This is a genomic window from Halomonas sp. HK25 (assembly GCF_047795635.1).
GTDB lineage: Bacteria > Pseudomonadota > Gammaproteobacteria > Pseudomonadales > Halomonadaceae > Halomonas.
The window spans coordinates 3861883-3882336 of record NZ_CP181044.1; the positions used below are offsets into that span (position 1 = coordinate 3861883).

20 protein-coding genes are annotated in these 20454 nt (G+C 65.2%); 13 read left to right on the forward strand and 7 right to left on the reverse strand.

Translation table 11 applies throughout. From position 1 onward, the window contains the following. Both ACM26W_RS18180 and ACM26W_RS18185 read left to right on the forward strand, forming a co-directional pair. Positions 1-1008, forward strand: a complete 1008-nt coding sequence (locus ACM26W_RS18180) for a branched-chain amino acid ABC transporter permease (RefSeq protein WP_416138361.1) — start codon at positions 1-3, stop codon at positions 1006-1008. Continuing rightward, the gene (locus ACM26W_RS18185) at positions 1008-2318 is read left to right on the forward strand and encodes a branched-chain amino acid ABC transporter permease (RefSeq protein ID WP_416138362.1); all 1311 of its coding nucleotides are present in this window, start codon (positions 1008-1010) and stop codon (positions 2316-2318) included. Before ACM26W_RS18180 ends, ACM26W_RS18185 begins: the two co-directional genes overlap by 1 nt. Positions 2319-2623: 305 nt before the next feature. Here ACM26W_RS18185 and ACM26W_RS18190 read toward each other — a convergent pair whose 3' ends face one another. Beyond that, a complete protein-coding gene (locus ACM26W_RS18190) occupies positions 2624-3829 on the reverse strand; it encodes an ABC transporter substrate-binding protein (protein ID WP_416138363.1) in 1206 nt (401 codons plus the stop codon). Between the two features lie 176 nt (positions 3830-4005). Here ACM26W_RS18190 and ACM26W_RS18195 point away from each other — a divergent pair, with 176 nt between their 5' ends. The 5 genes from ACM26W_RS18195 to ACM26W_RS18215 all read left to right on the forward strand — a co-directional run bounded on the left by ACM26W_RS18195 (position 4006) and on the right by ACM26W_RS18215 (position 8630). Further along, a complete protein-coding gene (locus ACM26W_RS18195) occupies positions 4006-4170 on the forward strand; it encodes a hypothetical protein (protein ID WP_416138364.1) in 165 nt (54 codons plus the stop codon). A gap of 2 nt (positions 4171-4172) precedes the next feature. Beyond that, positions 4173-5234, forward strand: a complete 1062-nt coding sequence (locus ACM26W_RS18200; protein ID WP_416138365.1) for a C45 family autoproteolytic acyltransferase/hydolase — start codon at positions 4173-4175, stop codon at positions 5232-5234. A 136-nt stretch (positions 5235-5370) separates the two neighbouring features. Continuing rightward, the gene (locus tag ACM26W_RS18205; protein WP_416138366.1) at positions 5371-6801 is read left to right on the forward strand and encodes a bifunctional enoyl-CoA hydratase/phosphate acetyltransferase; all 1431 of its coding nucleotides are present in this window, start codon (positions 5371-5373) and stop codon (positions 6799-6801) included. A gap of 1 nt (position 6802) precedes the next feature. Then, positions 6803-8008 (forward strand): acetate/propionate family kinase, encoded by a 1206-nt coding sequence (locus tag ACM26W_RS18210; RefSeq protein ID WP_416138367.1) that lies wholly within the window; start codon positions 6803-6805, stop codon positions 8006-8008. 217 nt (positions 8009-8225) lie between these two features. Beyond that, positions 8226-8630 carry a DUF6746 family protein gene (locus tag ACM26W_RS18215; protein ID WP_416138368.1) on the forward strand — a complete coding sequence of 135 codons (405 nt, stop codon included), beginning with the start codon at positions 8226-8228 and terminating at the stop codon, positions 8628-8630. Between the two features lie 14 nt (positions 8631-8644). Here ACM26W_RS18215 and ACM26W_RS18220 read toward each other — a convergent pair whose 3' ends face one another. Beyond that, positions 8645-9232, reverse strand: a complete 588-nt coding sequence (locus tag ACM26W_RS18220) for a DUF4202 domain-containing protein (RefSeq protein WP_416138369.1) — start codon at positions 9230-9232, stop codon at positions 8645-8647. Between the two features lie 139 nt (positions 9233-9371). Between ACM26W_RS18220 and ACM26W_RS18225 the strand changes: the two genes are divergently transcribed. Continuing rightward, positions 9372-9695: an antibiotic biosynthesis monooxygenase family protein gene (locus ACM26W_RS18225; protein WP_416138370.1), complete on the forward strand. Its 324-nt coding sequence runs from the start codon at positions 9372-9374 to the stop codon at positions 9693-9695. Between the two features lie 20 nt (positions 9696-9715). Here the strand turns inward: ACM26W_RS18225 and ACM26W_RS18230 are convergent, their stop codons facing one another. After that, a complete protein-coding gene (locus tag ACM26W_RS18230) occupies positions 9716-9844 on the reverse strand; it encodes a hypothetical protein (protein WP_416138371.1) in 129 nt (42 codons plus the stop codon). A 357-nt stretch (positions 9845-10201) separates the two neighbouring features. On the opposite strand from ACM26W_RS18230, the gene ACM26W_RS18235 reads away from it, so the two are divergent. After that, the gene (locus ACM26W_RS18235) at positions 10202-10747 is read left to right on the forward strand and encodes a phasin family protein (RefSeq protein WP_416138372.1); all 546 of its coding nucleotides are present in this window, start codon (positions 10202-10204) and stop codon (positions 10745-10747) included. A 251-nt stretch (positions 10748-10998) separates the two neighbouring features. Here the strand turns inward: ACM26W_RS18235 and ACM26W_RS18240 are convergent, their stop codons facing one another. The 3 genes from ACM26W_RS18240 to ACM26W_RS18250 all read right to left on the reverse strand — a co-directional run bounded on the left by ACM26W_RS18240 (position 10999) and on the right by ACM26W_RS18250 (position 13038). After that, a complete protein-coding gene (locus ACM26W_RS18240; RefSeq protein WP_416138373.1) occupies positions 10999-11199 on the reverse strand; it encodes a hypothetical protein in 201 nt (66 codons plus the stop codon). A gap of 163 nt (positions 11200-11362) precedes the next feature. Further along, a complete protein-coding gene (locus ACM26W_RS18245) occupies positions 11363-11746 on the reverse strand; it encodes a DUF4168 domain-containing protein (RefSeq protein ID WP_416138374.1) in 384 nt (127 codons plus the stop codon). 146 nt (positions 11747-11892) lie between these two features. Next, complete coding sequence (locus ACM26W_RS18250) at positions 11893-13038, reverse strand: RNA-guided endonuclease InsQ/TnpB family protein (protein ID WP_416138375.1); 1146 nt, start codon at positions 13036-13038, stop codon at positions 11893-11895. 61 nt (positions 13039-13099) lie between these two features. Here ACM26W_RS18250 and ACM26W_RS18255 point away from each other — a divergent pair, with 61 nt between their 5' ends. Continuing rightward, positions 13100-14302, forward strand: a complete 1203-nt coding sequence (locus ACM26W_RS18255; protein WP_416137234.1) for an IS110 family transposase — start codon at positions 13100-13102, stop codon at positions 14300-14302. Between the two features lie 609 nt (positions 14303-14911). Here ACM26W_RS18255 and ACM26W_RS18260 read toward each other — a convergent pair. Continuing rightward, positions 14912-15931: an acyltransferase family protein gene (locus ACM26W_RS18260; RefSeq protein WP_416138376.1), complete on the reverse strand. Its 1020-nt coding sequence runs from the start codon at positions 15929-15931 to the stop codon at positions 14912-14914. A gap of 129 nt (positions 15932-16060) precedes the next feature. On the opposite strand from ACM26W_RS18260, the gene ACM26W_RS18265 reads away from it, so the two are divergent. The 3 genes from ACM26W_RS18265 (at position 16061) to ACM26W_RS18275 (ending at position 20416) form a co-directional block, all read left to right on the forward strand. Beyond that, positions 16061-16942, forward strand: coding sequence for an alpha/beta hydrolase (locus tag ACM26W_RS18265; RefSeq protein ID WP_416138377.1), 882 nt, complete (start codon positions 16061-16063; stop codon positions 16940-16942). Between the two features lie 154 nt (positions 16943-17096). Beyond that, the gene (locus ACM26W_RS18270) at positions 17097-17279 is read left to right on the forward strand and encodes an SOS response-associated peptidase family protein (RefSeq protein ID WP_416138378.1); all 183 of its coding nucleotides are present in this window, start codon (positions 17097-17099) and stop codon (positions 17277-17279) included. Between the two features lie 557 nt (positions 17280-17836). Continuing rightward, positions 17837-20416 (forward strand): EAL domain-containing protein, encoded by a 2580-nt coding sequence (locus ACM26W_RS18275; RefSeq protein ID WP_416138379.1) that lies wholly within the window; start codon positions 17837-17839, stop codon positions 20414-20416. The last annotated feature ends 38 nt before the right edge of the window (positions 20417-20454 follow it).

Below are 20454 nucleotides of genomic sequence, written 5' to 3' on the forward strand. Positions count from 1 at the left end.
GTGAATGAACTCGTTTTCTTCATCAACAACGTGGTGATCGCCGGCAGCGTCACCGGCTCGATCTACGCCATCGGCGCCATCGGCGTGACGCTGATCTTCAGCATCATGCGCTTCGCCCACTTCGCCCACGCCGACATGATGACCTTCGGCGCCTTCATGGTGCTGCTGCTCACCGCAGCCTTTCCGGGGCTGGGAGCGGTCGTGGGGCTTCCCACGCCCGTGGTCATGCTGCCGCTGGCCATGGTGCTCACCGCGCTGCTCGCGGTGGGTATCGACAAGGCCTTCTACAAGCCGCTGCGGGCCCACGGGGTCAAGCCGATCGTCATGGTGATCGGCTCGCTGGGCGTCACCCTGATGCTGCAGGGGCTGATCCGCCTGTTCGCCGGCACCAGCGGCCAGAGCCTCTACATGGCCGGCGAGCGCAAGGAGATCTACCGCCTCGCCCTGCCCTTCGAAGGGGTGCGCGCGCCGATCGTGATCACCGAACCGCAGATCATCCTCTTCGTGCTGACTCTCGCCTGTGTGGTGGGTCTGCACCTCTTCCTCAGCCGCTCGCGGCTGGGTAAGGCGATGCGCGCCATGTCCGACAACCCCGACCTGGCCCGGGCCTCGGGCATCAACACCAACGCCATCGTGGCGGTGACCTGGGTGATTGCCGGCGGCCTGGCCGCCATCGCCGGCACCCTGCTGGCGCTGGATGTGACCTTCAAACCCGATCTGAGCTTCTTCCTGTTGCTGCCGATCTTCGCCGCGGCCATCGTCGGCGGCGTGGGCCATCCCTACGGCGCTATCGCCGGCGGCTTCGTGGTGGGCTTCGCGGAAACGCTTGCGGTATTCAACTGGGCGGTGCTGCTGCGGCCCATCGCCCACCACTTACCGGCGTGGCTGGAGTTGCCGCGCAACCTGGCCTTCGTGGGCACCGAATACAAGATCGTGGTGCCGTTCTTCATCCTGGTGGCCATCCTGGTGTGGCGCCCTACCGGCATCTTCAAGGGCAAGGTGATCTGATGAGCACACAAGACAAGCACCGCGAGGACCTGGTCGCCACTCCGGCGCGATTCCCGCTGCGCGAGGTAGTGCTGTTCGCCGCCCTGCTGGCGGCCATCCTCGGCATCTACGCCCTGATGGGCGCCGCCTACAGCACCCGCATGCTGGTGGAGGCCGCCTGCTACGCCATCCTGGCCCTGGGCCTGACCATCCAGTGGGGCTACGCGGGGCAGTTCAACGCCGGCGTCATGGGCTTCGTGGCGCTGGGCGGCTACTGCGCCATGGCCGTCAGCGTGCCGGTCAACGGCGCCTTCTGGGACAGTGATCTGCCTGGCGAGCTGGCCCGGGTGCTGCTCTATGCCGTGGCGGCCACTGGGCTAGTGTTCGGCGCCACCCGGCTCGACCGCCTGGGCGTGCCGAAGAAGCTGCGTACGTTGATCGCCGTGGTGCTGGCGGTGGTGCTCTACCTGGTGGTGATCAGCCTGCTGCGCGAGGTCACCGGCGAGATCCAGTCCCGCGCCGGCTTCGTCGGCGGCCTCGGCCTGCCCGCCTGGACGGGCTGGATCGTCGGCGGCGCCCTGGCCGGCGCCGTGGGCTATTTCATCGGCCATATCTGCCTGGGGCTGCGCAGCGACTACCTGGCCATCGCCACCCTGGGCATCGCCGAGATCATCAAGGCCTTCCTCAAGAACTCCGACTGGCTGACCCGCGGCACCGCCACGGTATCGCCGCTGCCCTGGCCCACACCGGGGCCGGCGGAACTGGGTTTCACCCTGTCCCGGGCCATCTACCTGTCGGTCACGGCAGTCATCATCGCGGTGATCTTCTTCCTGCTGCATCGCGCCTATCATGCCCCCTGGGGCCGCATGATCCGCGCCATCCGCGACAACGAGATCTCCGCCGCCGCCATGGGCAAGGACATCAACCGGCGCCGCCTGGAGATCTTCGTGCTGGGCTGCATCCTGATGGGCATCGGCGGCGGCGTGCTGACCACCTTCAACAGCCTGTTCGACCCCAACGGCTACCTGCCGCTCAATCACACCTTTCTGGTGCTGGTGATGGTGATCCTGGGCGGGCCCGGCAACAACCTGGGCACCCTCTTCGGTGCCGTGGCGGTCTACCTCATCTGGATCATGTCCGAACCGCTGGCGCTGGCACTGATGAGCCTGGCCGTGCACATCGGCGACCTGTGGTTCGCCTGGGAGCCGCCACGCAACATCGAGAGCCGCGCTCTGCAGGCCCGGGTATTCGTGATCGGCCTGCTGATCACCCTGGTGCTGCGCTTCGCGCCCAAGGGGTTGTTGCCCGAGAAGGTCAAACACCACGGGTAGAGCACACCGCGTGATCTCAGTTGAGGCTGAGCACTTCTTGTGGGAGCTGGGCTATGCCCGGCGAATGGAGACCGAAGGGCTCCTGGGCGGCATGCACTAACGCAAGCAACGCCGCCGAGGCGCCTGCGGCGCCATTCGCTCGGCAGAGCCGATCTCCCACCAGTCGCCTCAAGCGTCGTGAGGCTGGAGGAAAAACATGGAATCTCCCGCCGGGTAATGTCTCGCAAGCAAACATACAGGCCCCGGCGGGAAACCGCCGGGGCCTGCTGCTGTTACCGCCTGAGGTTCAGGTCATGCCGCAGCGCTCAGGGCTCGACGAAACCCTTGCTGACGAAGCGGCCGTCCTCGACCACCATCTCGACCACCACGCCCGGCACATCGCCGTTCTCGTCGAACTCGTGGGTGCCGGAGGCGCCCTCGTAGTTGATCTCGGTGTCGGCGGCGATCAGCTCCACGGCCTTCTCCCACTCGCCGGGCAGGATCACCTCACCGGGTTCGCTGGCCACGCTGCGCAGCGCCGCGGAGAGGCCTTCGCGCTCGGCGCTGCCGTTCTGCTCGATGGCCAGCGCCACCAGGAAGGCGGCGTCATAGGCCTGGGCCGCGAACACTGCGCTGGGATCGATGCCGGCGGCCTCGGCGGCCTCGTTGAAGAGCTCGGCGCCCGGCAGGTCGGGGCTGCCCGGGCGGGTAGCGATCATGCCCTCGAGCACATCGGCGCCGATCGCCTCCACCAGGCTGTCGCCCACCATGCCGTCCGCGCCCACATACTGTGTGAAGGTGCCGGCCTCGTAGGCCTGACGCAGCACCGTCTGGCCTGAGGTATCGGCATAGGCGAGCACCACCAGGGTATCGGCACCGCTGGCCGACAGCGACCCCAACTCCGAGCGGTAGTCGGCGCGGTTGTCCTCGTGGGCCAGGTTCTCGGCCACCTCACCGCCGCCCGCCTCAAAGGCCTCGCCGAAGGCATCCGCCAGGCCGCGGCCGTAGTCGTTGTTCACGTAGGTCACGGCCACGAAGTCGATGCCCTTGTCGAGCACCAGCTTGGCCAGCATCTCGCCCTGGAAGGCATCGGACGGCACGGTGCGGAACACCAGGTCGTTGTCGTCCAGCTCGCTCACCGCCGGCGCCGTGGAGGCCGGCGAGACCATCACCACACCGCCGGGAATGCCCGCGTTGTTGGCCGCCGCGATGGTCGCCCCGGTACATAGCGCGCCGACGATGGCAGTAACGTTCTCGGTGTTGACCATGCGGTCCGCCGCGTTGGAGGCCGCCGAGGCGTCACCGCAGGTAGTGTCCCCGCTGGGCATCACCAGGGTCTGGCCGCCCAGGATGCCGCCCTGCTCGTTGACCTGCTGAACGGCCAGCTGGGCGCCCTCGAAGATCGGCGGCGTCAGGCTCTCGATGCCCCCGGTGAAGCCGCCCAGGAAACCGACCTTCACCTCGGCCTGGGCCGTGCCGGCCAGACTCAGGGCAGAGGCCGCGATGGCTATCGACAGGATGCTCTTCTTCATGTTGTTGTCCCGTTGTTGTGGTTCCAAGCTCAATCTGGAACGCCCCACGGGAAATCACAAGCCGCCCCTACCAACGCAGGCAACCCCGGCGGTCAACTCCCGGGGGCAACGGCAGGGCGCGCCATCACGCCTATACTGAAAGGTCCCTGACCGCTTGCCAGCCACTGGAGAAACCGATGCGCACCCCACCACTCGCCTTTCCCCTGACCGCCGCCCTGGCGCTCGCCGGCCTGGCCGAGGGCGTACACGGCTTTACGGTCTTCGGCAGCGACGACTATCAGGAGCGCGCCGACGCGAAGTCCTGGGCCGCCTTCCTCGAGTTGCTGGAGGAGGCGCTCTAATCATGTTGCAGGAGCTGCTCACCGTCACCGAGCTCAGCGGCAGCCGTCGCGAGATCGGCCTGGCCCATGGTCGCACCCATGCCCGGCTGATCCAGCGGAGCCTGGAAGTCTACGACCGGCTGTTCCACGACTTCGTCGGCATCGGCTGGGCCCGGGCCAGGGTGGAGGCCGGCCGCTTCGGCAGGATGATCGAGCTCGGCTTTCCCGAGATCCTCGAGGAGATGGACGCCATCGCCGAGGGCGCCGGGGTGGAGCCCCTCGACATCCTCACCCTCAACTGCCGCAGCGAGATCTCGCTGACCCGCGCCAGCGGCGGCTGCTCCGCCTTCGCCCTGGCGCACGCCGGCACCCAGTGGCTGGCCCAGAACTGGGACTGGCGCACCGACCAGCTGCACAACGTGGTGGTGCTGAAGATCAGCGGGCAGGACCATGCCCTACTGGTCAGCGTCGGCGAGGCGGGCATGGTGGCCAAGATCGGCATGAACGCCCGTGGCATCGGCGTCTGCCTCAACGCCATCCGCTCGCAGACCTGCGGCGAGGGGCTGCCGATCCACGTGGCCCTGCGCAAGATCCTCGAGAGCCCCGACCTGGAGAGCGCCGTGGCGGTGGCCACCCGCGACCGGGTCTGCTCCCCCGCCCATTTCCTGATCGGCAGCGCCGTGGGAGAGGCGGTGGGCCTGGAGGTGCACCCCGGCGAGCCCGGCCGGCTCGACGCCGAAGGCGGCGTGGTCACCCACACCAACCACCTCTACGCCCCCGCCGCCACCTGCCGGGTGGAAGACTTCCCCCGTCCCGATTCGCGCCCGCGCCTGGCGCGCCTGGATGAGCTGCTGCAGAAATCGCCACCCGCCAACGCCCTGGTGGAGGAAACGGCACTCTTCGAGATCCTCAGCGACCACCATGGCGAACCGCTGTCGATCTGCCGCCACTTCAACCCCGCCCAGCCCGAGGAGGAGCGCATGGAGACGCTGTTCGGCGTGGTGATGAACCTCACCGAGAAACGCCTGAGCCTGCGCCACGGCAAGCCGTGCGAGGCCGATGAAACGCTGGTGGTGACACTGTGAACCGCTCCGGCACACCCCCCGCCCCTAAGTCACGGGGCCGCTAGCAACGCCCTGGCGGTCAACGCACGGGCGCCAATCCCAGGCTATGATGGAGGCTGACTTTGTTGCATCGCAGTAGCCGCCACCGGAGCCCCCCATGGATGCCCCCAACGACGACCGCTATATCGAGAACCGGACCTTCGACGAGATCCAGGTAGGCGACGAGGCGCACCTCGAGAAGCGCCTGACCCTCGATGACATCAAGCTGTTCGCCATCATGTCCGGAGACATCAACCCCTCCCATGTGGACGACGACTTCGCACGCAGCTCGCGCTTCCAGGAGGTCATCGCCCACGGCATGTGGGGTGGTGCGCTGATCTCCACGGTGCTGGGCACCCAGCTACCCGGCCCCGGCACCCTCTACCTGAAGCAGACGCTGAGCTTCCGGGCGCCGGTCGCCCTGGGCGACGTGCTCAAGGTCAGCGTGCGCGTCACCGCCAAGGACGACGCCCGCTCGCAGCTGACCCTGGACTGCCGCTGCGAGAACCAACGGGGCAAGGTGGTGATCGAGGGCGAGGCCCGGGTGCTCGCCCCCACGGAGAAGATCCGCCGGCCGCGCACCGTGATGCCCACCGTGCGCCTGGCCGAGCGCGGCCGCCTGCACGAGATCCTCTCCGCCGCCGACCACCCGCCCGCCATTCCCGTGGCCGTGGTGCACCCGGTGGATGACGTCTCGCTGACCGGCGCCGTGGCCGCCGCCCACCAGGGCCTGATCATCCCCCTGCTGGTCGGCCCTGAGGCGAAGATCCGCGCCGCGGCCGATGCCGCCCAGCTCGACATCAGCGGCTTCGAGCTGATCGACGTCCCCCATAGTCACGCCGCCGCCGAGCGCGCCGTGGCCCTGGTGCGGGAGGGGCGCGCCGAGGCCATCATGAAGGGGGCCCTGCACACCGACGAGCTGATGCACGAGGTACTCAAGCGCGACGGCGGCCTGCGCACCGAGCGCTGCATCAGCCACGTGATGGCCTTCGACGTGCCGACCTACCCGCGGCCGCTGTTCATCACCGACGCCGCCATCAATATCTCTCCCAACCTCGACCAGAAGCGCGACATCATCTGCAACGCCATCGAGCTGGCCCACGCCCTGGGCAATCTCGACCCCAAGGTGGCCATTCTCTCCGCGGTGGAAACCGTCAATCCCCGGATGCCTTCCACCCTGGATGCCGCCGCCCTGTGCAAGATGGCCGACCGCGGCCAGATCAATGGCGGCACCCTGGACGGCCCGCTGGCCTTCGACAACGCCATCTCGGAGAGCGCCGCGCGCACCAAGGGGATCGACTCGCCAGTGGCCGGCCGCGCGGACATCCTGATCGCCCCGGACCTGGAATCCGCCAACATGCTGATGAAGCAGCTGACCTACCTGGCCGATGCCACCGGCGCCGGCCTGGTGCTGGGCGCCCGGGTCCCCATCATCCTGACCAGCCGCGCCGACGAAGCCATCACCCGCATGGCCTCCTGCGCCCTGGCCCTGCTGGTGGCCGACCACCAGAGGCTCCAGGGCCTGCCCGCCCCCGAGCAAGGCGCCTGAGATGAGCCATCTCCTGACCCTCAACAGCGGCTCTTCCAGCCTGAAGTTTGCTCTCTACCCGCTGGCGGGTGCCGACTCCCTCGACACCCTGACGCCCCGCTATCGCGGCAAGTTTTCCGGGCTGAACGGCGGCACGCCGAGGTTGACGCTGGAGGATGGCGAGGGCCGCCCCGTAGCGGTGGACATGGGCGAGCTGCCCGCGCAGCTCGAGCTGCCGGACGCCACCGCACGCCTGCTGGGCTGGCTCGACGACCTCCCCGACCTCTCTCTCGCCGCGGTGGGCCACCGGGTGGTCCACGGCGGCCGCACCTACCACCGCCCGGTACGGCTCACCCCCGAGATCACCGCCGCGCTGAGGGAGTTCGAATCGCTGGCGCCGCTGCACCAGCCCTTCTGCCTGGCCCCGGTGGCGCCACTCGCCGAGCGCTATCCCGAGCTGCCCCAGGTGGCCTGCTTCGACACCGCCTTCCACGCCGACCAGCCCGAGGTCGCCCGCTGGTTCGCGCTGCCCCGGGAGATGACCGAGCGCGGGCTGATCCGCTACGGCTTCCACGGCCTCTCCTACGACTACATCAACCAGGTGCTGCCCCAGCATCTGGGCGATGCCCCCCGCGAGCGGGTGATCGTCGCCCACCTGGGCAACGGCGCCAGCCTGTGCGCCATCCATAACGGCACAAGCGTGGCCTCCACCATGGGATTTACCGCCATCGAGGGCATGCCCATGGGCACCCGCAGCGGCAGCCTCGACCCCGGGCTAGTGCTGCACCTGATCCAGCAGGAGGGCATGAGCGTCGAGGAGGTCACCGAGTTGCTCTACAAGCGCTCCGGCCTGCTCGGCGTCTCCGGCATCAGCGGCGACATGCGCGAGCTGCTCGCCAGCCCCGCGCAAGAGGCCCGCGAAGCGGTGGCGCTCTACGCCTACCGCGCCGTGCGCGAGATCGGCAGCCTGGCCGCGGCCCTCGGCGGGCTCGACCAGTTGGTCTTCACCGCCGGCATCGGCGAACGCGCCACCCCGGTGCGCGAGGCCATCTGCCAAGGCTGCGAGTGGCTGGGCCTCGAACTCGACGCCGTTGCCAACCGCCGCAATGCCCGCCGCATCAGCCGCGCCGACAGCCGCGTCGGCGCCTGGGTGATTCCCACCGACGAGGAGCGCATGATCGCCTGGTACAGCGCCCGGCTGGTGGGCCAGGCGCAGGGCCAGACATAGTCCGCCGCCACGCTGGAAAGCGGCCCGCCTCCGGCGAGCCGGCATGGCTCAGGTGCGGGTGTGATGTCTCCCACTTGTTAAATGTTGCCCTGGGTGAAATGTTGCCCTGGATCAAGGTCCCGTCCGGCACCGTCAGCCTTTTCTTGCGGCCCCACGGAACCGGGACTACGTTATGTAAACACGAATCATTACCATGAAACCGCAGGAGCATCGCCCCATGAAGCGTCCCATCACTAGAGTGCTGCTTGTCGCCCTGTTCGCCGGCCTGATGGCCGGCGGCGTTTATGCCGAAGAGAATGCCAAGGAGCATGCCGAGGAGCGTCCCGACCACTTCGAAGGCCAGAGCGCCGACAGCCTCTCCCAGGCGGTCAGCAACCTGTCGTCGACCAATGACCATCTCGCCGCCCTGCTCGCCAAGGATGAGTTGAGCGATGACGACATGGCCATCATCCATCAGCTTACCTATACCCTGGAAAATGCCCTGGCGAAGCTCGGCGAGGAGGTGGACACCATGGCGGACCTCGTGGAAGAGGTCCACCTCGGCTCGGAGAGCATGGAGCGGGATCGCGTACGCGAGAACGGCCAAACCTACCTGGAGACCATTCGCCCCCTGGTGAGGTAGCCTGCAGCGCGGCCTCAGGTGCCCAGCGCCTCCTCCACCAGGCCGCGCGCCGCATCGCTCATGGGCAGGCCCAGCGCCAGCACATGGGCCTGCGGCGACATCTTCTTCCAGGTCATCTGCACGATGCGGATCAGGTGGTCGTGGTCGATCTGCTTCGAGAAATCGGCGAAGTAGTTCTCCAGGAACACCAGGCAGGCGCAGTCTTCCACCGCCTGGGCCCCCGGGTCGCGCCCCAGGCCCTGCTTGCGGATCATCCGCTGCACCGCCTCGGCCGCCTCGTCATCGAAGCCCGCCTCGCGCATCAGCCGCGCGGTAGTCTCGCCGGCGCGCTGCCCCTGATCACGCCGCCAGGTCAGATAGCCCACACGCCCTTCCGGATAGTCGCTACGGGGTACCTGCCAACGCTGCAGGTGCTGTCCGCGCACCGCCAGGCGCATCAGCTCGTCGGGATGGTCATGCAGCCGCTCCAGCCAGGCGCTCATCTGCCAGGCATGCCACAGCTCCCGGGGCACGGACTCGCCCTCCACCTCAACGCTCCGCGGGTCCTGCCCATGCAGCGCATCCAGGGCGGCCAGGGTCTTCGCATAGGGGGTTTCAGACATGCTCACTCCTTGTCATCGATGGCGGATCATTCTCGCTGCCTTACAGCCTATCAGCGTAGCGGCTGGATCAGGGCGATGGCAGTACCGCATCGGGATACACTGATCGGAAGACCGAGGAACAGCGAGAAGGAGTGCCGCCATGAAATATATCTTCGAAGTGCATATCCGCGACGGCTACCGCGCCGAGGACTACGCCGAGGCCTGGGTACGGGCCAGTGAGAGAATCCAGCAGGCGCCGGGGGCGCAGGGCACCGAGCTGCATCGCAAGATCGGCGACCCCACCACCCTGGTCGCCATCGCCCACTGGGACAGCAAGGCCAGCCGCGACGCCATGGAGGCCCAGCACGACCCGGAGGTGAAGGAGATCATTCGCCGCGCGGCCCCCTTCTGCGAGATCCGTCTGATCGGCGAATTCGAGGAGCCGGAGTGGGTGGTGATGCCGCCGGGGAACAAGGCTGGATAGCTTACCGAGTCCGCTTGAATTCAGGGGGTGAAGGGGGGCCCCAACTCCTTGTCGAATTCATCCACCGTCAAGCCGAGTATGACAGCGTCGAGAGCCTCCTTGCCGATGCGGTTGGTGATTCGCTCCGAGAGCCAGATGAACGGATTCAAGATCCACACCCATGCCGTCGAGCATAGGGACCACTTCACATCAGAGACCACCACGAGCAGTCGAGTGTAGCGAGGTCCAATTGCGCAATGCAGAGAGCCTGATATTACCCAGCATTTATGTGTGCTACCGCACGGAAAACCACTCGATGGCTATTTACAATTTAAATGTTGTAGCGGCAGATGCCGGCCCGACAAGAAATGACGAGCTGTCATCGTAGGGCTGACGCTTCTACACCAACGGACGAAATCAGCATCGGTTTTTTTGCTGGATTGCTTCCCGAATGGAAAAATTTACTTGAGTGGTTTTTCACTTGAGTAATCACTTGACTAAATTGTCGCAAGACAAGGAGCGGTTAGATGTGCGCTGAAAAAACCAAAGCAGATGCCGAGCAAGCTAACGAGCAAGCTACCCAGCAGTTCGACAACAATGTTGTCGAGCCGATGCATGCTTACGGAGCACTGACCACTGATTACCTTGAGCAACTATTCTCGGCTCAGTTCGATGCCGTTCGCGCCTTTGCGGACACCAGTGTAGCGCAATCCCGCTCCTGGCTAGAAGTCAAGGATCCCGACAGTTTTCGGCAAGTGATCGAGCAGCAGCAGCAGGCCGTCAAGGAAATGGGTGAGCGACTGAAGGAAGACGCTGACAAGATCCGGTCGTTGAGTCAGGAATACCTGAAGGAGACCCAGGAGCTAACATTGAAGAGCATGCAGTCGGGCCGCTCACAGCTCGAAGAAAACATGCAGAAGGGCCAGAAGCAAATTCAGGAAAACCTTCAGAAGGGCCAGGAGCAAGTTGAGTCCAGCCTTCAGAAGGGCAAGGAAGAGTCTGGTAATGCTCAGAAAAAAAGCCAGCAGCAGGCTGACAAGAGTACAAAAACAGCCAGCAAGTGGGATAAGTAATGTTGGTTGGTTGAATCCAGAAAGGATATTGTAACTTATAGGGTCGTTTTCTCAGGAGAGCGGCCCTTTTTTGTCTGGGCTAATACTGGACGGGAAAAGGGGTACGTCTTCGCTTACCCTGCGTCAATTTGCGAAGAGAAGAACTACAAAAAACCCCGCAAGTGCGGGGGCGAAAAGCGCGGTCCGGCCGGATATGCCGAGGGTATGGGGAAGCATTGGCCGGCCGCGCCGGGGAACACCATGAAAAAGGGTTACTCCTCGTCGGGCAACTCCCACTCGCCCTCATCATCAGGCTGAGCGGCACCCTCTCCGCTGGGCATCGGCTCGGTGCCGCTACCAAAGCCGGGCTCTTCAGCGGGGCTGCCCGGCTCGGCCGGGGCACCCGGGTCCGCCATGGGATCGGCGGAGGGGTCTGCATGCTGAGCCGCCGGAGCGGCCGGCTGAATGGTCATAGGAGCACCAGCCTCATGCTCATCGACCGCCGGGTCGTGCATGTCGGCGACGGCCAGCGACTGGCCAGCAGGCCGAGTGACACCCCCAGTACGCCTGCCTTCTTGAAGCATTGCTTCGTCATCATGCTTCGCTCCATGTGGCGCTCATTCTGACCAACCCGCTTCAAGACTGAACCATGTCCTGAACGCGCTGCATCAGCTCCGGGTCCTGCTGTACGGCCTGGCCGATGGCGTTGAAGGTATCCACGTCGAGACCGCTGTCCTCGACCGCTTCGACCATCTTGTCGTTGGCTTCCATCTGCACTTCCTGCTGGGCGGGCTCATCCTCGGCGGCCTGCAGGCGCTCGGTGTACTCCTGGGAGATCACCACGATCTCTTCGGATGCATCCGCGAACTGCTGAAGCTGCTGATCGGAAATGTCCATCGCCGGGGCCGAGGCCTGGGGCTGCTCGGGTGCAGCCGCCGGGTCCTGCTGGGCGTGGGCGGTGGCCGACATCAGGCCAGCGCTGAGCAGGGCGGCAGAGATCAGGGCAGTCATCCGTTTCATTGATACCTCCAGGGAATCACCCCTCCAAGGGGCATTACGTGCATGAGTTTCCTGTGACGATGGCCACTGGCCTGCGTTCAGATTTTTCGGGTAAGCATTGGTAACAGGTTGACTGCTCCTCGCCCTGAAGGACGAGGATTCCCAATTCACCGAGAACCGGACACGGAGACGGGCTCCATGCCGCTTACATTCTCTCCAAGGGCTAACACCGCCAGCCCGGCGGCTTTAATGTTGATCGCGGCATTGAGGTCGCGGTCATGTTCGGCAGCGCACTCAGGGCACGTCCAGGTGCGAACCTGCAGCGGCATCTCGGGCATCACATGCCCACAGTCGGAGCAGCGCTTGCTGGACGGATACCACTGGTCAATCGCCGACAGCTGCCGGCCTGCCCAGGCAGCCTTGTACTCCAGTTGCCTGACGAACTCACCCCAGCCGGCGTCGCTGATCGACTTGGCCAGCGAGCGGTTGCGCAGCATGTTCTTCACCTTGAGGGATTCGACGCAGATCACTTGGTTCTCGTTGACGATCTGGCGGGACAGCTTGTGCAAGCGGTCCATCCGGCAATCGGAGATCTTGGCGTGAAGTCGGGCCACTTTCTGCCGAGCCTTGGCGCGATTCTTCGATCCGCGCTGCTTCTTGCTCAGCCGACGCTGTGCCTTGGCCAGCCTGGCTGCGTACTTCGCCGTATGGCGGGGATTGCCGGTTCGATGCCCGTCGCTGGTGACAAACAGGTCTTTCAGGCCGAGGTCGATGCCCACCATTTTCGGGGTGACAGGCAGCGCCTCGGGTTCAAACTCGCAGAGGCAGCTCACGAAATAGCGCCCAGCGGCGTCCTTGGATACGGTCACGGTGGTCGGCTCGCTGGGCAGCTCTCGGCTCCAGCGGATCGCCAACGGCGCCTTGCACTTGGCCAGGAACAGCTGGCCATCGCGGTACTTGAACGCCGAGCGGGTGAACTCGGCCGACTGACGGTGCCGCTTGCTCTTGAAGCTCGGGTATTTGGCTCGACCCTCGAAGAAATTCTTGAATGCAGTCTGCTGATGGCGCAGGCACTGCTGAAGCGGGACCGAACTGACCTCGTTGAGGAAGCCGAGATCATCGGTTTTCTTCATCCGCGACAGCTCAGCGTTTGCCGCTACATAGCCGATCTTGTCTCGGCGCTCGTAGAACGCATCGGTGCGGTAACGCAGCACCGCGTTGTAGACGAAACGCACACACCCGAACGTCCGAGCCAGGAGCTGTTCCTGTTCCGGCGTCGGGTAGACATGATGGATTGACCTGCCCCGCCTCAACGTCGTGGGTTACGTTGAGGGTGGGACCAGAACACAGAGCCACTATTGAGGGAGGCAGGTCATGAAACAGTCTAACGCAACTCAGCGAGCCGTTGTGGACCGTACCGTCGCCGAGCAGGTCAACGCCGCCAGCGATGGCCACGCCGCCTATATCGGCCTGGACGTGCACAAGGTCAGCATCTCGGTGGCGATCGCCGAGGCCGGACGACAGGCGCCCGAGTTCCGCGGCGAGATCCCCAACGAACCACAGGCCATCGATAAGCTGGTTCGTCAGCTGAGCGAGCGTTTCGCCGGGCAGCCGCTGCTGTTCAGCTATGAGGCAGGCCCCTGTGGCTACGGGGTCTATCACCAGGTCCAGGCCAGCGGCCATGACTGTGAGGTCGTCGCTCCGACCTTGATCCCTCGGCGGGCAGGCGATCGCGTCAAGACCGACCGGCGAGACGCGCAGATGCTGGCGCGTCTGTCGCGTTCCGGGGAGCTCACGCCGGTGTGGGTGCCCACCCCGGAGCAGGAGGCAATACGCGACCTGACGCGGGCCCGCGAGGACATGAAGGCCATCGAGCTCAAGGCACGTCAGCGGCTGAACGCCTTCCTGCTGCGTCACGGCAAGATCTATGGTGGCAAGAGCAAGTGGATTCCCGCGCACTTCCGCTGGCTGGAAACGGTGCGATTCAACACCCTTGTTCAGCAGATCGTGCTCCAGGAGTACATCGAGGCGGTGCGCGAGGCTCAGCGGCGCGTGGCCGGCCTGGAAAGGCAGATGGCGGTGGCGCTGCCGAGTTGGTCACTGGCCCCGGTGGTCGAGGCCATCCAGGCGATGCGCGGCGTGAGTCTGATCACCGCGATGACGGTGCTGGCCGAGCTTGGTGACATCAGCCGCTTCGATTCACCCTGTCAGCTGATGGCCTATCTGGGGCTTGTGCCCAGTGAGCACTCGAGCGGTGGCAGCCGACGACAGGGCGGCATCACCAAGACGGGCAACGGGCATGTGCGACGCGTGCTGGTGGAGGCCGCCTGGAGCTATCGCTTCCCGGCGCGCAAGACGCGCATCATTGAGCAGCGAGCGGAGAAGACCACGCCGACGGTCCAGGCGATCGCCTGGGAGGCACAGAAGCGGCTCTGCGGGCGTTACCGCCGGCTGGCGGCCACAGGCAAGGTCAAACAGCAGGTGGTCACCGCGATCGCACGGGAGATGGCAGGCTTCCTGTGGGCCATCGCCTGCGAGGCCATGGGCAAACCCCACGGCAGTCGAGCCACGGCATGAGTATCACCTCTCAGTGCCTTCGGGTCAGGGAGCGTCGGGCCGGTGGGAGAACCCCTGACGCTCCTATGAGGCCCCCGCCCTGCGGGGCAGGGTGACCCTCGCGTGTAGACCAGGGCAGCTCCGCGACGAAGTGATGACAGGTCGGTACCCAACCCACGAATACCAGAGAGATCCACCGTCGCTGATAGCCCCTCGCTTCCTGAGCCGTAGGCATTGAGGACAATCACATGTAGTAGAGTCAACCGACCCTTTGACGGGTCAATCCATACCAGACCAGGGCAGCTCCGCGACGAAGTGATGACAGGTCGGTACCCAACCCACGAATACCAGAGAGATCCACCGTCGCTGATAGCCCCTCGCTTCCTGAGCCGTAGGCATTGAGGACAATCACATGTAGTAGAGTCAACCGACCCTTTGACGGGTCAATCCATACCAGAAGCGGTATTTGTAGGCGCGTCTCGTCATGGCTCACAACTTATGCCGCATTCTGTAAGATAGCAAGCCTGAGAAGGAGGCAGCGAGATCAGGGTCGTCCTGCGGACGACGCGCTATCCCTCCCGGCACTAAAAGTACCGGGTATCTCGCGCAATTCTGATGAATCATCGGGTATCAGGCCACCCGCAGCCGCTTGCCGAACAGCAGCCCGCCCCACTCCAGGCGATTGGCGGCCAGGTTCCAGGCGATGGAGCCGGCCATACCCACCAGCGCCAGGGCCAGCACGTAGAGCCCCGGCGGCAGGCGCTGGCCGGAATCCAGCACGTCCACCAGGTTGAAGAACATCGGGTGGGCCAGGTAGATACCGAAGGAGAACTCGTTGAGGCGTCGCACCAGGGGCGGCGCCGGGCGGCCGCGCAGCCGCCCCATCACCCATACGGTGAAGAGCAGGAACAGCGGCACCACCCACACCTCCTTGGAGGAGTACTCGATCCAGCCGGGCAGTGAGAGCAGCGCCACCAGGCCGACCAGGGCAGCCAGCCAGCGCGGGCGGGCCAGCGACACCAGCCAGGCCGGGCGCGCCTCGGGGCGGATGTGGTAGTGGCGCACCAGCACCAGCGCGAGGAAGAACAGGTAGAGCCAGCCGAGCGGGGCGATCCAGTGCAGGTAGCCCGGCGGCAGGCTGCTGCGCCACGCCCAGTAGCCCCACCAGGCCATGCTGATCAGACTGCCGATCACCAGCCAGGGAGAGGCGGGCAACCAGCGTTCGAGATGCAGGCGGCCGTAGAGCCAGTAGAAGGCGTAGAACTGGGCGGCGATGATCAGGAAGTAGCCGTGCCAGCCGGCGTAGAGCAGATACTCGCGCAGGGTTTCCACCAGGCCGACATCCGCACCGGCGGCTCGCAGGCGCAGGAACTCTGCCATCGAGTAGACCAGGCCATAAACCAGGTAGGGCACCATCACGTACTTCACCCGGCTGCCCAGGAAGCCCCGGGGGATCTCGTTGCCGTAGCGCATCGAAAACAGGAAGATCGAGATGAAGATGAAGATCGGGGTGCCGAGCACCGTGGGGATGCGGACTAGGTCGGTAGCCAGGGAGTCGACGCGCTGGTTGAGGTGATCGAGGAGATGGAAGCTGAAGACCGCCAGGCAGCCGTAGGCGCGCAGCCAGTAGATTTCCTCGATTCGTTGCATGTCTCGGTTCCCCGTTGACCTCGCATGGGATGAACGCCTCTGCCGGGCCTGTTGTCGGACCGCGACAGACAGCATGAATTCCCCTCATCCGGGAATTCCCATCCATCTCGAGGACGGGGAGAGCCCGATATGGCGGCAGCCAGACGCTGCACACTGACGATACTGACGCTCCTGATGCTGGTTAGCCAGGCGCTGGCCAGCCAGGTATCCCATCACCGCTTCCACTCCGAGGCGCTGGAGCGCGACTACCCCTACACCCTCTATCTCCCCGATGGGTATCACGACACCGGGCTCGACTATCCGGTGGTCTACCTGCTGCACGGCTCCTTCGGCAGCGATCGCGACTGGGTGACCCGCGGGGCGCTCAAGGAGATCGCCGACCGCATGATCCGCCAGGGGCGAATCCCGCCGGCGGTGATCGTGATGCCCGGCAGCCAGAGCTGGTGGGTCGACGGCCATAACGAGCCGGCCCGCACCGCCTTCCTGGAGGACCTGCTGCCGCACGTGGAAGACGTATGGCGGGTGGTGCCGAAACGCGAATGGCGCGGCATCGCCGGGCTCTCCGCCGGCGGCTACGGCACCATCAACTTCGCCCTGGAGCGCCCCGAGCTGTTCGCCGCCGCAGCGGCCCTGAGCCCGGCCAGCTACTACCCGCTGCCGCCGGCCAATTCCACCGCCCGGGAACATGCCGCCTTCCTGACGCCGGACAACCGCTTCGACGCCGACCTCTGGCAGAGGCTCAACTACACCGCCCATCTCGACAGCTACCTCGGCCAGGATTACGTGGTGCCGCTCTACCTGAGCGCCGGCGACCGTGACGTCTTCGATGCCGTGGGCCACGCCCGCCGGCTGCAGGCGGCGCTGGAGGATCACCAGCCGGGGCAGGTGCCGCTGGAGGTGCTCTCCGGCGGCCATACCTGGCGGGTGTGGCGGGCCAGCATCGGCCCGGCGCTGTCGTTCATGTTCCGCTTCCTGCAACCGCCGCTGGAGGAACCCCAAGGCGGCAGGTGACACGACATCAGCACGCTGCTGCCATTGCGCACCGGGAGCGCAAGGCCAGCCGCAACACCATGGAGGCACAGCACGACTCGATGGTAAAGGAGAACGCAGGTCAGTCCCCAACTGCGAAATCCGCCTGATCGGCGAATTCGAGGAGCCGGTACCCGTGGATGACGACACCGCTTGCTGCGCGATCATCACCGAGCCGGCCCGCGGCATTGCCAGGGAGACCCACGACAGGATGCCTTTGGTTCTCGACAACGACAGCCTCGAAGCGTGGCTGGCTCCTGACCTGGTGGAGCGCGGCGCCATCCGCGCCGCGGTGCATCATTTGGCGGCCGAGGCTTGACGGCCTGGCCGGTGTCCATCCGGGTCGATCGGTCGGACCAGGAGGGGGCCAGCCTGGTGGAGCCCTTGGCGCCGTAGCACAGCTGATTCTCCTTGCAGCGCCCGCAGGACCTGCAGGTGACCCGGTAGCGATGACCCGGCAGCATCAATGCCTCGAATTCGCGCCATGCCTTCGCGCTGCGCCATAGACATTTTATAAGAATATTTGAATGATCTAGCGCAGCCTTTGGCCATTGGTGATGGCGGCCCCAGGCTACTACTCAATAGAAATTAGCAATCCATCGCGGGACCACGCGGCTCAGGAGGTTGCGCGTGGGAGTGGCCATGGATGATAGCCAATGTGCGAGATTCCTTACTTCGGCGTAAGACATTTCTTATATGAAAAGAGGGGATTCGTCCGATGGCTCGTATTCAGCACTATCGTCGCTGGCGCCGTTACGGGGTGCTTTCTTATCTATAGATGACTGGCTTGCCTAACCTGAGCGCCTCCTTCAGTATTTGCCGAATTTATCAGCCTCCTAACAAAGCCTGGGGGAAATGTCACATGGAGGCATAGGCGTGACTGACGAACTCGTCCTGTTGGACGCACAACAGGATATCCACGAACTGATCGCCCTGCAGGCGCCGCTGGATAAGACCTTGGACGCCATTGCCCACTGGGTCTGCCTGCAGCTCCCCAGTGCCGTTGTGGCCTTCATGCGCTTCGACCCGGCACGCTGCTCCCTCAGCTTGTTTCCCAGCCAGCGCTTCTCGCGGGACTATTGCGAGCGGCTCCAGGATGTTCCCATCGGCACGGCGGTGGCCTCCTTCGGGGCGGCCGCCTACCTGCGCCGCCAGGTCATCACCGAAGACATCCAGACGGATTCACGTTGGGAGGCGTTCCGTAGCGCGGCCCTTGCCGAGGGTCTCCGTGCCTGTTGGTCGAGCCCGGTGATTACCGCCCAGGGCGAGTTGCTGGGAACCTTAGGTACCTATTATCGCCAGCCCACCACGCCCGGCAAGGTGAGCAGGAAACGGCTTCGCCAGGCCGCCACATTGATTTCCCTGGCGATCATCAGGGACCGTGACAGCCGCCACCACCGCACGCTGGCCGAGTGGCATCGCTCGCTGTTCGTGAACCACCCCGACGGAGTCTACGAGTTCGATTTCGAGGGCCGGTTCCAGCGAGGCAACGCCGCCCTGGAACGGATCACCGGCTACCCGGAGCAGCGCCTGGTCGGCCGCCACTTCAACGAGTTCATCGCGCCCGACTATCACGGGCTGACTCAGGCAGCCTTCGATGCCGCCAGGGCCGGGGCCTCACGCCACTACGAGACGCTGGGTATCCATGCCGATGGCCGCACCTACCACCTTGAGGTCACCAACTTCCCGGTGATCGTCGAGGGCGAGATCGTCGGTGTCTACGGCATCTGTCACGACATCACCCAGCGCAAGCGTCAGGAGGCCCAGCTACGCCTGTTGCAACGGGGCATCGAGTCCAGCCCCAATGGGGTCCTCATGGCCGATGCTACCCAGCCCGATATGCCGATCGTCTATGCCAATGAGGCCCTCTGTCAGCTGACGGGCTATGCCTCGGACGAAGTACTCGGCCGAAACTGTCGCTTCCTACAAGGCAAAGAGACCGACCCCGCGGTCGTCGCGACGCTCCGCCACGCCCTGACGGCGCGTAGCGAGGTGCAGGTCACGCTGCTCAATTACCGCAAGGACGGCACGCCCTTCTGGAATCGGTTGGCGATCAGCCCGGTCGTCGACGAGGCCGGCCACTGCACCCACTTCATCGGAACTCAACAGGACATCACCCGCGAGCGCGACCAGGAAGCCCAGATCGCCTATCAGGCCAGCCATGACCTGCTCACCGGCCTACCCAATCGGACGACCCTGGATGACCGTCTCGAGCACGACCTCTGGTGGAGCCGGCAGAAACAGCGTCTACTCGCGGTGTTATACCTCGACCTGGACGGCTTCAAGGCGATCAACGATGGCTTGGGACACCGCGTCGGCAATCGGTTGCTGGTGGCCATCGCCGACCGCCTGCATCCGTTGCTCGGCCCCCGCGACACCCTGGCGCGCCTCACCGGCGACGAGTTCGCCTTCCTGATGCCAACTCTCACGACCCGCGAAGAGGTGGCCCGCGCCGCCGAGCGTATCCTCGCTGCCTTCGAGCATTCGTTTGAGGTCGACGGTCGCGCCTTGCACATCAGTACCAGCATCGGGGCCGCCTGCAGTGACGAGCCGGTCCAGCAGGCCCACGAACTGCTGCAGCATGCCGACCTGGCCCTGGAAGCGGCGAAACTCCAGGGGCGCAATACCTGGCAGTGGTATCAGGGGAAAGGAACGGAGGACACCAGCGAGCAGGTGTTGATGCGCCATGACCTGCAGGCTGCGCTGCGCGACAACCAGTTCGAGCTCTACTACCAACCGGTGGTCGAGGCCGTCAGTGGGCGCATCCGCAGCGTTGAGGCGCTGGTCCGCTGGCACCATCCGACCCACGGTATGGTGTCACCCGGGGTCTTCATTCCCATCGCCGAACAGACCGGGCAGATCATCCCGCTGGGCCGCTGGGTGCTGAGACAGGCTTGCCAGCACCTCGCCGAGCTGCGCGCCAAGGGCGAGCGAGTGTGCCCGGTGGCAGTCAACATCTCGTCGCTGCAGTTCCGCCGCGATGGCTTCCTCGATGAGGTGCAAGGCATCCTCGATGAGACCGGCCTGCCGCCCGAGCTCCTCGAGCTGGAGATGACCGAGAGCATCCTGCTGGGCGGCGCCGAACAGGCCATCGAGATGATCGACACCCTGCGCGGGATGCACATCACGGTCGCCATCGACGACTTCGGCACCGGTTTCTCCAGCCTCAGCTACCTGCGCGACCTGCCCATCCACAAGATCAAGCTGGACCGCGCCTTCATCCGCGACATCCTCACCAACCACCGCAATGCCGCCATCGTCCAGGGCATCATCACCATGGCGCATCACATGGACCTGGTGGTGGTCGCCGAGGGTATCGAGACGCGAGCGCAGCAAGAGGATCTGGTCCGTCGTGAGTGTGACCTGCTGCAGGGCTTCCTCTTCGCCAGGCCCATGCCGCTGGAAGCGCTCCTGGCGCTGCCGGATACCCTGCCGGCAGTGACCGTGCCGCCGTAGTCTCCCGACCGCCAGGCATCTCGAGACCCTCGCGATGC

What these genes read in the sequence shown, in the direction of transcription:
- ACM26W_RS18235 (WP_416138372.1), top strand. Translation starts at nt 10,202, where the DNA reads ATGTGCGCTGAAAAAACCAAAGCAGATGCCGAGCAAGCTAACGAGCAA.
- ACM26W_RS18200 (WP_416138365.1), top strand. Translation starts at nt 4,173, where the DNA reads ATGTTGCAGGAGCTGCTCACCGTCACCGAGCTCAGCGGCAGCCGTCGC.
- ACM26W_RS18240 (WP_416138373.1), bottom strand. Translation starts at nt 11,199, where the DNA reads ATGACCATTCAGCCGGCCGCTCCGGCGGCTCAGCATGCAGACCCCTCC.
- ACM26W_RS18220 (WP_416138369.1), bottom strand. Translation starts at nt 9,232, where the DNA reads ATGTCTGAAACCCCCTATGCGAAGACCCTGGCCGCCCTGGATGCGCTG.
- ACM26W_RS18210 (WP_416138367.1), top strand. Translation starts at nt 6,803, where the DNA reads ATGAGCCATCTCCTGACCCTCAACAGCGGCTCTTCCAGCCTGAAGTTT.
- ACM26W_RS18225 (WP_416138370.1), top strand. Translation starts at nt 9,372, where the DNA reads ATGAAATATATCTTCGAAGTGCATATCCGCGACGGCTACCGCGCCGAG.
- ACM26W_RS18205 (WP_416138366.1), top strand. Translation starts at nt 5,371, where the DNA reads ATGGATGCCCCCAACGACGACCGCTATATCGAGAACCGGACCTTCGAC.
- ACM26W_RS18265 (WP_416138377.1), top strand. Translation starts at nt 16,061, where the DNA reads ATGGCGGCAGCCAGACGCTGCACACTGACGATACTGACGCTCCTGATG.
- ACM26W_RS18195 (WP_416138364.1), top strand. Translation starts at nt 4,006, where the DNA reads ATGCGCACCCCACCACTCGCCTTTCCCCTGACCGCCGCCCTGGCGCTC.
- ACM26W_RS18260 (WP_416138376.1), bottom strand. Translation starts at nt 15,931, where the DNA reads ATGCAACGAATCGAGGAAATCTACTGGCTGCGCGCCTACGGCTGCCTG.
- ACM26W_RS18245 (WP_416138374.1), bottom strand. Translation starts at nt 11,746, where the DNA reads ATGAAACGGATGACTGCCCTGATCTCTGCCGCCCTGCTCAGCGCTGGC.
- ACM26W_RS18185 (WP_416138362.1), top strand. Translation starts at nt 1,008, where the DNA reads ATGAGCACACAAGACAAGCACCGCGAGGACCTGGTCGCCACTCCGGCG.
- ACM26W_RS18255 (WP_416137234.1), top strand. Translation starts at nt 13,100, where the DNA reads ATGAAACAGTCTAACGCAACTCAGCGAGCCGTTGTGGACCGTACCGTC.
- ACM26W_RS18215 (WP_416138368.1), top strand. Translation starts at nt 8,226, where the DNA reads ATGAAGCGTCCCATCACTAGAGTGCTGCTTGTCGCCCTGTTCGCCGGC.
- ACM26W_RS18190 (WP_416138363.1), bottom strand. Translation starts at nt 3,829, where the DNA reads ATGAAGAAGAGCATCCTGTCGATAGCCATCGCGGCCTCTGCCCTGAGT.